The 12,142-nt window shown below is 43.0% G+C and carries 5 protein-coding genes; all 5 read left to right on the top strand.

Annotated elements, in window-relative coordinates:
* The first annotated feature begins 100 nt into the window (after positions 1 to 100).
* The 5 genes from H7U04_RS07775 (at position 101) to secY2 (ending at position 12,106) form a co-directional block, all read left to right on the top strand.
* Complete coding sequence (locus tag H7U04_RS07775; RefSeq protein WP_201043258.1) at positions 101 to 3,739, top strand: mucin-binding protein; 3,639 nt, start codon at positions 101 to 103, stop codon at positions 3,737 to 3,739.
* A gap of 184 nt (positions 3,740 to 3,923) precedes the next feature.
* Complete coding sequence (locus H7U04_RS07770; protein WP_110981097.1) at positions 3,924 to 5,132, top strand: exonuclease SbcCD subunit D; 1,209 nt, start codon at positions 3,924 to 3,926, stop codon at positions 5,130 to 5,132.
* Positions 5,129 to 8,308 (top strand): AAA family ATPase, encoded by a 3,180-nt coding sequence (locus tag H7U04_RS07765; protein ID WP_156685296.1) that lies wholly within the window; start codon positions 5,129 to 5,131, stop codon positions 8,306 to 8,308. The genes H7U04_RS07770 and H7U04_RS07765 overlap by 4 nt, the downstream gene beginning before the upstream one ends.
* Positions 8,309 to 8,691: 383 nt before the next feature.
* The gene (locus H7U04_RS07760) at positions 8,692 to 10,785 is read left to right on the top strand and encodes a glycosyltransferase (RefSeq protein ID WP_110981095.1); all 2,094 of its coding nucleotides are present in this window, start codon (positions 8,692 to 8,694) and stop codon (positions 10,783 to 10,785) included.
* A gap of 94 nt (positions 10,786 to 10,879) precedes the next feature.
* A complete protein-coding gene (secY2, locus tag H7U04_RS07755; RefSeq protein WP_073685251.1) occupies positions 10,880 to 12,106 on the top strand; it encodes an accessory Sec system protein translocase subunit SecY2 in 1,227 nt (408 codons plus the stop codon).
* The last annotated feature ends 36 nt before the right edge of the window (positions 12,107 to 12,142 follow it).

Here is a 12,142-nt window from a genome sequence, read left to right as displayed (position 1 = left end):
CTTTTACACAATTATTAGTATATATTTGACAATTTAATAATTATAGTATAAAATGGAAATTGTATATAAAGTAATTTGGATATTGAGGAAATTTATTATTATGAGAGATATGTTTAATAAACGCCAACGTTTTTCATTAAGAAAATACAGCTTTGGTGTAGCCTCTGTACTTTTGGGAGTTTCAATCTTCTCAAATGCACAGGGTGCCCAAGCTGATGAAACGGTAGCACCAACTACCGCAGGTATGGAAACAACTGCTGAGCCAGATGTCGTCGTGGAGCAATCAACGCCAACAACATCAGTAGCTCCAGCAACAACAGAAAACGCACCAAGTTCAGTCTCTACTGTGGCCTTGGCTAGTGAACAACCACAATCAGCAGCTCAAAGCCAAGCAGCTTCAACAACTAGTCAAACAGCAGCTAGTTCAGAAGTAGCTTCTCAGGCTGCATCGCAAGCGAGCTCTGAGTCTGCAACAGCGACTGCTTCATCTGTAGCTACAAGTGCTCAAGCTCTTAGCTCAACAGCTGTAGCAGAAACTCCTGTTGCTGGTCAAGTATCAGCACAAACAAGTGCGGCTACTTCAGTTGCGACTGCAGCAGAAACTGCCAGTGCAGAGTCTACAACTAACGCTGTAAATAGTGTCCTTAAAGTAGCGACTAGCGAGTTAGCTGTGACAAGCAGTGAATTGAATGCTGCTGAAGCAAGCCTTAACTCTGAAAACCTCATCAATGCTATGGGACTTGCGGTATCAAACCGTAGCCTTCGTACAGCTGATGCGGTTGCTGTTTTGACAAATGCTGGAGCAGGCTCAACAAACCCTGACTTGACAAACCTTGGCTACAAACTTGCCTATTTGCCAGAGCGTCAACAATACTTTGTTAATATTGATTACATCAACCACCTCAAAGTCGGTCGTGATAACCGAGGAGTAATGAGACCTTATGACTACGTTACAAACGGTAATTACATGGTTGTTGTTAACTACGCTAACCTTGGTATTATTGACTATGTCGATGAAGCAGGAAACAAGATTCCTGGATCTTCAACATACCGTATCAATAACTCAACTGAAACAATCACAGCAAACGGTAAGACTTACAATAAAATCTACGATGCTGGTGTAACAGAACTTCCACCAGTACCAGCAGGATACCGCATCAAGTATGCATCTGCTGACAAATCTAAAGCTAATGCTTACGTAGATGTCTTGAAGTCAGAACGTCAATACGACTATAACAACGGTATTGCAACTATCCGTTCAGAACGTACTTGGGACCGTAACCAAAGCCGTGTCGTTGACCTTGTTCAATTTGCCAACGGTTCGCAAGGATTGGACGCTTCAATTGATGCCAATGGTGGTGGTCAATACCTAGCTCCAGGTTACCGTTACCACATTATCGTGGAAAAAGACACTAAAGATGTTACTAAAGCAACAAGTCAAACAGTGACATACACTGGTGCTGATACGAAGACACCAGCTGCCAACACTCAAAATGACTTTAGCTTCAACGGTAAAGAAGATCCTACAACTAATACAACAACTTGGACTGAAACGACTCACACTTATGGAACAGTTAAGACTCCAGTTGTTATTGGTTACTACGCCGATAAAGCGGTAGCAGGTGGCAAGACAGTTACTCCAGATGCACCAAATGCGACAGACACAGTGACATACAAAGCCTTTGGTAAATTTATCGCTGTGGATGAAAATGGAAATCCAATTCCAGGTGTATCAACAACTGCCTACACTAACGATCCTAATGATGCGACTAAGATGATTGCCATCGACAAGACGCTTCCAAGTATTCCTGGTTACACTGTTAAGGTTGTCCCTGCATCACCATCAAATCCAGGTGAAGACACTCGTGTCGTTTACGTAGCAATCGTTAACGATGTGACTAAGGCGACGAAACAAACAGTTACATTCCAAGGTGCTGGCGATAAAACTCCAGCTGCAGATGTGAAATCTGACTATACCTTTGCAGGTAAGGATAACCAAGCGACTGGCAAGGTGACTTGGAATGAAACTAGCCACACTTACGGTACAGTTAAGGTTCCTGTTGTTAATGGTTACTATGCCGATAAAGCGGTAGCAGGTGGTAAGACAGTAACTCCAGATGCTCCAGAAGCAACTGATACCGTAACTTATAAGGCCTTTGGTAAATTTGTCATTGTCGATGAAAATGGGAACCCAATTGCAGGTGTGTCAGATACTGCCTACATCAATGATCCTAACGATCCAACTAAGATGATTGCAGTTGACAAGAACTTGCCAACTATCCCAGGTTACACTGCTAAGGTAGTACCTGTAACACCAGGTGACTTGTCTAGCGATACTAAGGTTGTTTACGTTAAGAACGATCAAAAAGCAAGTGTTGTTTACCGTGATGAAACAAGTGGTTCAACCCTTGAAACTGTTGCTTTGGCTGGTAAGTCTGGTGAAGCGGTTAACTATTCAACAGCTGAACGTATCAAACACTATCAAGACCTTGGCTATGTCCTTGTAACAGATGGTTACCCAACTGGTGCAAGCTTTGACTTGGATAGCACAGTTGACCAAGTTTGGACAGTAAGCTTCAAACGTGTAGCACTTGACTTTAATCCAGACAATGCTCACGAACCAGGAACACCAATCTATCCTAACCAACCAAACGGTCCAAAATGGCCAGCTAAGGATGCTTACCTTAAAGATGTGACATACACTGTTCACTATGCAAGCAAAGATAGCAATGCTAAATTGCCAGCAGATAGTGTTCAGAAAGCACAATGGAAACGTTCATTGACGCTTGATTCTGTAACAGGTGATATTCTTACAACTGGTGAATGGAAGGCAGATAAGACTAAGTTTGATCTCGTGATTACACCAATGGTTAACGGTTACTTCGCCGATAAAGGCCGTGTGGCTTCTCAAGATGTCACTATGGACAGCAAGGTTGAGACTGTAACTTACACTAAATTTGGTAAGATTATTGCCGTTGACGAAAAAGGGAATCCAATCCCAGGTGTTGAAGCAGTTACTTACACAAATGATCCTAACGATCCAACTAAGGCTGCTATGACACTTGTTCCTGAAGTGAAAGGTTACAAGGCTGATAAGACTGGTGTGACACCAAGCAACCCTGGTGAAGATACAAAGGTTGTTTACAAGGTGGTTAATGCAGAACCTGCTAAACCGGCAGTTAACAAAGAAGTTGGTACTATCGTTGTTATCTACCGTGACGAGTATGGTAACCAAATCAAGATGCCACTTGTGATCACTAACTCTGTTGGTTCAGAAGTTAATGTTCATGGTGACCGTTACATCTACCGTAACGGTGTGAAATATGAATTGATCCGTCAAGAAGGTAAATCTACAGACAAGATGACAGAAGGTCAAACAGTCGTAACTTACATCTACCGTAAAGTCGAAGATGGCTCAACACCATCAAACGGTAACGGTGGTCAATCTGGAAGTTCAACATCTAAGGCTGTCAAAGCAACTTCAAACGGTTCTAAAGGATCTAAAGGTTCTGGATCTGGTTCAGCTGCTGATGGAGCATCAGATGGTAAAGGTTCAGATAAGAAGAAATCTGGAAACAAAGATGGTAAGAAGGCAGATGGCTCTGATAAAGCTAAAGAAGGCGATGAACAATTGCCAGTAACAGGTGAGTCAGATAACAACCTTGCAGCAATGGGTGTTGTTGTCATGGGACTCATGTCAGGACTTGCAGCTATGAATCGTCGTAAAAACCAAGACTAAGATTTCCACACCTTATCTCTCATAAAATCCAAAAATAAAATCTCTCTCGAGCGTGATTGCTCGGGAGAGATTTTTTGGTCTGCGGATAAAAATTATGGAATCTCCCAAGGTTTGTGAATCTTTTAAGCAGTATTTAGCTTGATAAGGTACAATAGAGTAAGACAAAACGAATGAGGAGACTGTCATGAAGTTTTTACATACGTCAGATTGGCATGTGGGGCGAACCCTCAATGGCTGGTCTTTGTTGGAGGAGCAGGAGTGGGCCTTTCAACAGATTGTGGATTTGGCTATTAGCGAAAAAGTGGATGGGGTTATCATTGCGGGAGACCTCTATGACCGTGCGGTGCCGCCTGTGGATGCGATTAAGCTATTTAATAAGACCTTGGCCCGCTTGGTCTTGGAGGAGCAGATTCCTGTCTATGCTATTAGTGGCAACCACGATGGTGCGGAACGTTTGCATTTTGGGCGTGACTTCTTTCAACCTCAGGGCCTTCATTTGAGCACACGTTTGGAGGAGGCTTTTGAGCCTATTGAGTTGGAGGCTTGCCAGATTTTCCTGCTTCCCTTTATTGACCCCATTGATGCTCGTATTTACTATAAAGACGATGAGAATAAGGAAATTCAGGGAATTGGTGATGCCTTGGCCTACATTCTCGAGGATATGGAAAAAGCTTTTGATCCTGACAAGGCCCATATTTTGGTGACGCATTTTGCGGTTTCTAAGAAGGATGATAGCGATGGTCAAAGTCTAAGAGAATTGATGTTGTCTGAAACCAGCAATACGGTAGGTGGTCTTTCTAATGTGACCAGTGACCTTTTCAAGGCTTTCGATTATGTGGCCTTGGGGCATATCCATACGCGTTTTGCCAGTCCGAACCAGCGCGTGCAATATTCAGGCAGTCCGGTCGCCTTTAATGTCAAAGAAGCCAAGCGTAAGGAAGAAAAGGGTGTCTATATTGTTGAATTGGATGCAACTGGAGACTTGTCTCAGACCTTCCATCCTCTAGAGGTCAAACGACCGATTTTGGCCTTGCAGGCGTCTTTTGAAACCTTGGTGTCACCTGAATTTTATAAGGAGCAGCCTTGTCAAAAGGCTTGGTTTGCCTTTGATATTCAATTGTTCAGTCGTAAGGAATTAGAGGGAATCAATGTGCGTGCCCGTTTGGAAGAGATTTATGGGACAGACATTGTAGAAATCACTTTCAGTCGTTTGGGTGATGTCAGGGAAGAAAGCTTGACTGTAGATCAGCACTTAAAAGATTTGGAAATGCAGTCGCCTCAGGAAATTGTCTCTGATTTTTACCAGACAGTGACTGGGGGCGAAGTCTTGTCGGAGAGACAAACTGCCCTTGTGGAAAGTATTTTTGAGGAGATTGGAAGGAGTGGACAATGAGACCAGTTCAGTTAGAATTGACCAATTTTGGACCTTATCGTAAGGAAGTCATCAATTTCACCCAGTTTGACCACGCTCCCCTCTTTTTGATTGGTGGGGACACGGGGGCTGGTAAGAGTACACTCTTTGATGCCATGACGGTTGCCTTGTTTGCCACAACCAGTGGCGATCGCAATGTTGAGGAGATGCGGTCAACCTTCGCTGGTCCAGAGGACGATCTGACTAAGGTGACTTTCTACTTCCAACAGGGCAAGCATCTTTATCGCATTGAGCGAGTGCTCCAGCAGGAGAGAGCCAAGCGAGGTGGGGGTACGACCATGCAAAAAGCGACGGCTTCTCTAGTCATTGTGGATAAAATTGGTGGTCAGGAGATTGAAAAGCTTGGGGATAAGATCAAGGAAGTGAGTGACCAGATTGAGCAGATTTTGGGGCTCAATGCTGAGCAGTTCAAACAGATTATTCTCCTTCCGCAAAATGATTTCAGCCGTTTCTTGAAAGAAGATTCCAAGACCAAGACTCAGATTTTAAAGAAAATCTTTGGAACGGGTATTTTTGACCGTTTTCAAAAGAGCTTGGAAGAGCGTCTTCGTCAGAGCAATAAGGATATGGATAAGCGTCAAGCTCAGCTAGATGGCCATTTTGCTAGTCAGGTCTGGTCTGAGGAGGAATTAGCAGTCTTGGGGCAAACACCGGCCTCTGAAAAATTGGCACGCCTTGAAGAGCTTTTGTCTCAGCGTCAAGAAAGTCTTACGGAGCAAAAAAGCATCTTGAAGGATGCCCATGAGGATTTGGCTAAGCTGCAGAAGAGCTTGCAAACTGCCCAAGATTTGGCAATGATTTTCCAAGAATTGAAGCAAGCCAAGGAACGTTACCGTCTGGAAATTGAGGAAGGTGCTCAAGAACAGGCAGAGGCTAAAGTGCATCTGGAGGAATTGCAGTTTGCCCAAGGGTTGCAAGAAACTATTAGTAGCCTCAAACAATATCAGAAACAGTTGTTGCAATTAGAGCAGGATTTTGAAATCGCTCAGGAAGAATTGAGTGAAAAGCAGCAGGCTTTTGAGGGAGTTAAGGCACAAAAAGAGGCACTCGCAGCTCAATCTAAGGACTCTCTTCAAAAAGAAGAGGAGCTTGAAACTTGGAAAGAGGATATTATCTATGCTCAGAGTCTTGTCCGAGAGCAGGAGAAAATCAAACGTTCACGTACTAACTACAAGCAGTTGGAAGAAACCTATCAACAGGCGTCGAAAAAGATTGAGCTCCTCAACCAGTCCTTGTCAGATTTGGAGGCCAATCGCCTAAGTTTAGATAGCTTGCATGAAGCCGAAAAACTCCTCCAGTCTGTGGGTTACAGTGTGGATAATCAACTGGCTCAGGACCTGAAAGAAATAGAGGACTTGAAGCAGGAGTTGGCCAAGACGGAAAAACGTCAACAAGGGTTATCTTTGGATATTGACCAAGCTCAAGAAAGTCTCAAGGAATTGGAAGACCAGTTAGCAACCACTTTAGCTTCACGTCGTCAACTCATGATTGCCCAGTTGCAGGCAGAATTAGAGGATGGACAGCCATGTATGGTTTGTGGTTCCATTGCCCATCCTAAGGTCGATGGGACAAAGGCGAATGAAGCGGCCTTGAAGGATCTCATGAATCAGGTGGAGGAACTTCAAGCTCAAAAAGAAAGGCAAGTGGCTACCTTGTCAAATCGTCAGGCTACCTTGAGCGAGGTTGAATCTAAACGTCAAGATTTGCTTGACCAAGTAGCTAAAGTCAAGTTAACTCTTGAAAAACACTATCAAGAACTAAAAGAGCAAGTTAAGGGACAATTTGATTTTGATTTTGCTGAGGACTATGAAGCAGACTGTGGACAAACCTTACTCCGAAAGGTTGAACAGTATTATCAAGAGCTACACAAACGCTTTGATAAGGAAGAGGCAGATCGTCTCCATTATAAAGATGAGTTAGCCAAGGCTCAGGAAAAATCGATAGATTTGGCTAAAGCCTATCAAGAGGCTAAGGCGGCGCTTGACCAAGCTAAGGAACGTCTTAAGGAGTTACAAGAAGCTCATCAAGAGCTTGAATCTGTTGAGGTTTATCAAGAACGTATTTCCCTAGCAAAGCAGGAGTTGGACCTCTACAATAAGCAAGTCAAGGAAAATAGTGAAGCCTACAACCAACTTCATGCCGACATTCAAGGAATCAGGGGGCAACTTGAGAGCTTAACCAAGTCTAAAGAAAATGCTAGCCAAGAAACTAAGCGTTTATCGGCTGAACTAGACCAAAGTCTTATGGCTGAAGGGGCCCTCACCAATGACCTAGAGCAAATCCAGCTTTGGCTTCTTGAGGTGAACAAGCAAGCGATTCCTAAGCTCCAGGCTCAATTGACAAGCTACCAAACTCTTAAACAAGAGTTGAAGGCGCAGATTGTCAAGGGTCAAGAGCTTATCAAAGACCAAGAAAAGCCGGACCTTGGCAATCTAACACAAGCAGTAGAGGATTGTCAGGAAAGCTATGATAAGCAACTGGCTCAGGTTTCTGTCATGGAGCAGGGGCTTAAGGATGCGACGGCTACCTACAAAGCGGCCAAAACCCTTCAAGACAGTAATCAAGAGGCCTTTAAAGCTCACCAAGAACTCAGTGATTTGGTCAAGGTGGTTAAGGGAGAAAATACGGCTCTCACTGGGCGACTCAATCTTGAAGTCTATGTTATCCGTCAGTATTTCCAACAAATCTTGGACTATGCCAATGCTAACTACATCGGTCTCTTAACGGATAACCGCTATTCCTTTGTTCTGAGTGAAGAAGGGCGTCGGGCGCGTGATCACTTCGGCTTAGACATCAACGTCTATGACCAGCTGACAGGTAGCGAGCGTTCCGTCAAATCCTTGTCTGGAGGAGAAACCTTTATCGCCGCACTAGCTATTGCTCTATCCCTCTCAGAAGTCGTCCAAAATACCAGCAAGGGTGCTGTTGTTGAAGCCCTCTTCATCGACGAAGGTTTCGGTTCACTGGATAAGGAAGCCCTGACCAAAGCCATCGCTGTTCTGGAACAAATCGGTGAAAACCGTATGGTCGGTGTCATCAGTCACGTGGACGACATGAAAGAAGGCATCGCCCAACAATTAGCTATCATCAAGTCGCATGATGGCAGTAGCCGTATTAAAATTGTGGATAAAGGGTAAGAGAAGTCAAGGGGTTAAGAACTCTCGTCAAAACGTTTTAATTATTCTAAGAGATAGTTTCTCATCGGAGCTATCTCTTTTTCTATCCACTTATTTCAATCTTCCTAACTATCAGTTTTTTCTGAAAATAAAAGGAAATTTATTTGAAAAAAATCCCTCATAAAAAAGTTAATCTATTAGAAAATTAAGTGGTATTATGTTATAATTTAATATGGTTAAGTCTCGATAAAATCAAGGAAAAAGTGTATAGAATGTGCTTACGATCTTTATATCTTGTGGCCGTAAAATGCTTGTCAGATTCTTAGACTGTTCCTTGCTATCTTATGAAAGTTTGAGACAGGAAAATAAAAAAATGTATTAGCTAGAAAAATAAGAAATAAAAAATGACAGAAAAAATTTCCGTAATTATTCCCGTTTACAATGTAGAAAATCAACTCCAGACCTGTCTAGACAGCGTCCTGGGGCAGACCTATCAAAATCTTGAAATTATTCTCATCAATTATGGCTCAATAGATAATAGTGATGCCATTTGCCGTAGTTATGCTGCTAGGGATTCTCGCATCCTCTATTTTAAAAAGGATAATGGAGGGCTTTCAGATGCTCGCCATATTGGTATTCGTCAGGCTAAGGGAGCTTACGTCACCTACGTGGATGCTGAGGATTGGGTAGAGTCTACTTATCTGGAGGAACTTTATAAGACTCTTCAGGCCCACAAGGCGGATATCGCAGTGGCTAATTACAGTGTCTATAAGGAATCGGAAGATCTCTTTTATTTTTATATCAAGGATGAAGATTATTATGAGCAGGTTTATTCACCGGCTCAGATTATTGATGGCCTCTTTGAAGAAACCAATAACATTAACATCGCTCTGATTTCTGCGACAGGCAAACTCTACAAACGTTCTTTGTTTAATGACTTGCTTTTTCCAAAAGAGCATGCAGGGGAGGATGGCTTTTTCAACCTTAAAGCCTATCTCATGAGTGAGCGTACGGTTTATCTCAACAAGGGACTTTATGTATATCGTGAGAATCCAGAGATGCCATCAGCGACTTGGATGCAAGACTGGATGATGACCTTGGTTTATGCCATGGAAGAACGCTTGGCTATTGTTGCTAGTCATGGTTTCCCTCTGGAAAAATACATGGTCACCTACCGTCAGATGCTAGAGGCTTGCTTGAAAAATGTGGAGGAGCAAGGTCTCACGGATTCTGATGCCTACCGCTCCATTCAGGAGAAATTCCAGGTCTTGAGTTTAGCTCCTCAACGTTATGAGACTAAAAAGCGTGCTATTGTTCTTGCAGCTAACTATACTTATGTTGACCAAGTGCTTACGACCATCAAATCCATCGTTTTCCATCATCGCAACATTCGTTTTTACTTGATTAACGATGATTTCTCTCAAGAGTGGTTTAGAGGACTAAACCGTCATCTGGCTGCCTTTGGTAGTGAAGTGATTAACTGTCGTGTGGATAGTAGTCATATCAAGCAATACAAGACTAATAGCAACTATGCAAGCTATCTTCGCTATTTTGTGGCGGACTTTGTGTCTGAGGAACGGGCCCTTTATTTGGATAGTGACATGGTGGTTACAGGTTCTCTAGAGGACCTCTTTACCCTTGATTTGCAAGGTCGACCTTTGGCTGCCGTACGTGACTATGCCGTTCAAGTTCAGGATAGTCAGGCGATGTTTGATGTAGGATTCATGGTGATTGATACGGCTTATTGGAAGCAGTACAACATGAGGCGTCACTTTATTGACATGACTAGTGAATGGCATGATAAGGTACCATTTGCAGAGCAGTCCATTCTAAACATGGTCTTCCGTAACAACTGGTTGCCCTTGTCTTTTGACAACAACTATGCGGTTACCAAGTCTAGTTTAGCTGGTTTCCATCTGCCAAATGGTCAAGACTATCCTAAGGTTGTGCATTATGCCTCACACCGTAAGCCTTGGTTACCATTGGCTTGCCAAGCTTATCGCGAGGTCTGGTGGTTCTATGCTCAAATGGATTGGTCAGAGGTTGCTGAAAATACCGCTTTATTGCCACTTTCAGAGGACATGATTTATCCTAAGGGCCGTCCATTTACTTGTTTGGTTTACACCAACATTTCAGAAATTCCTCATTTGACGGACCTTATCTCGGCTCTTCCTAAGGTACAGTTTAAAATTGCCTCTCGACAGCATGTGACAGATAAACTAGCCCAATTGATTACCTATCCAAATGTGACGGTTTACTCAGCCATTGCGGGCTTAAATGGGCTAGATTTGGAATTGTTGCGTACCAGTGACTTGCTTCTAGATATCAATCCAGGAAGAAAAGTAGTGGAAATTCTTGATGCCTTTAGGTTTGAAAACAAACCGATTTTAGGGTTCGAGGACCTTAAGTCAACCAAGCATAACCAACAAACCTACTCAAGAGATCGTTGGAAAGAGATGGCTGAGACCATTCGCCAAATGCGTAAGAAGAGCCTGTAATCCTTTGCTTGGATAAGTAGGCTGAAATGGCGTCTCTGTCTCGTTTCAATCGAAATAACATCAGCCTGTCTATGGGCAGGAAATAGGAGTAATAGTGAAAAAAATTAGTCAATCGATAATCACCAAACGTGTCTTATGGACCCTCTTTTTCCTCTTTATTTATTGTTTGGGAAATCAATTGGTTCTACCGTTTGTGGATTTGAAAAATGCAAATATCTTTGGGGGAGCCATAGGTTCCTTGGCTTTCTCTAGTGCCATGATGGGTGGAAACCTCAGGTCCATGTCTCTATTTTCAGTGGGTTTGTCGCCCTGGATGTCGGCCATGATTCTCTGGCAGATGTTTTCTTTCTCTAAGAAAATGGGCTTGAAAAATCTCCCCATTGAAATTCAGGACCGTAGACGCATGTATTTGGCCCTAGGGATTGCCATTGTTCAATCTTTGGCAGTATCCTTGAATTTACCTATCGTTTCAGGGGTTAATGCTAGTCTCGCTATTTTCATGAATACCATTTTATTAATTGCCGGGACCTTCTTCTTGGTTTGGCTATCAGACCTCAACTCTCTCTTTGGGATTGGAGGCTCCATTGTTATCTTGATGGCAAGTATGATGGCCAATCTGCCCTATCAAATCATGGATAGTATTGAAAAGTTAGGTATCGGTTGGGATGTCTTGCTTCCTCTGATTCTATTCAGTTTGGTCTTCCTCTATATTTCAGGGGTTGTGCAGAGGGCGAGATACCGTATCTCAATTAATAAAATCAATATTCATAACCGCTTTAAACAGTATTCTTACTTGGATATTATGTTGAATCCAGCCGGAGGGATGCCTTTCATGTATGCTATGTCGCTGGTTAGTATTCCGCAGTATGTTTTTATGCTGATTCAATTTATCCATCCTGAAAGCAAGTGGACTAGTGGTGCCATCAAGGCTTTGACAGTCGGTCAACCTCTTTGGTTGGTTGTTTATCTGGTCATGCTCTTCGTTCTAGGGTTAGCCTTTGCCTTTGTTAATGTCTCTGGTGAGCAAATCTCTGAGCGTATGCGCAAGTCAGGTGAGTACATCTACGGCGTTTATCCAGGACAAGAAACCAGTGCCTATATCAACCATTTGGTCCTTAGACTTGGTTTCATCGGTGCCCTTTATATGCTCTTTATGGCAGGTGCTCCGATGCTCATTATCTTGGTCAATCCAGATTACCTGCAGCTTAGTATGATTCCTGGTACCTTCTTGATTTTTAGCGGTATGATTTACAACGTTAACGAGGAAATGAAAGCCTTGAAGCTTAACACTTCCTACACCCCACTTTTTGAAAATGTATAATATCTCACCCCTCGTGGGGTTGAGAGGCAGGCTGGT

Origin of the sequence: Streptococcus sp. 22.1 (genome assembly GCF_016648645.1) — a bacterium.
GTDB lineage: Bacteria > Bacillota > Bacilli > Lactobacillales > Streptococcaceae > Streptococcus.
This window is presented reverse-complemented; position numbering and strand designations above follow the sequence as displayed.

Bases quoted from the DNA above. Each gene is read 5' to 3' on its own strand.
- H7U04_RS07765 (WP_156685296.1), top strand. From the start codon at position 5,129: ATGAGACCAGTTCAGTTAGAATTGACCAATTTTGGACCTTATCGTAAG.
- H7U04_RS07770 (WP_110981097.1), top strand. From the start codon at position 3,924: ATGAAGTTTTTACATACGTCAGATTGGCATGTGGGGCGAACCCTCAAT.
- H7U04_RS07760 (WP_110981095.1), top strand. From the start codon at position 8,692: ATGACAGAAAAAATTTCCGTAATTATTCCCGTTTACAATGTAGAAAAT.
- H7U04_RS07775 (WP_201043258.1), top strand. From the start codon at position 101: ATGAGAGATATGTTTAATAAACGCCAACGTTTTTCATTAAGAAAATAC.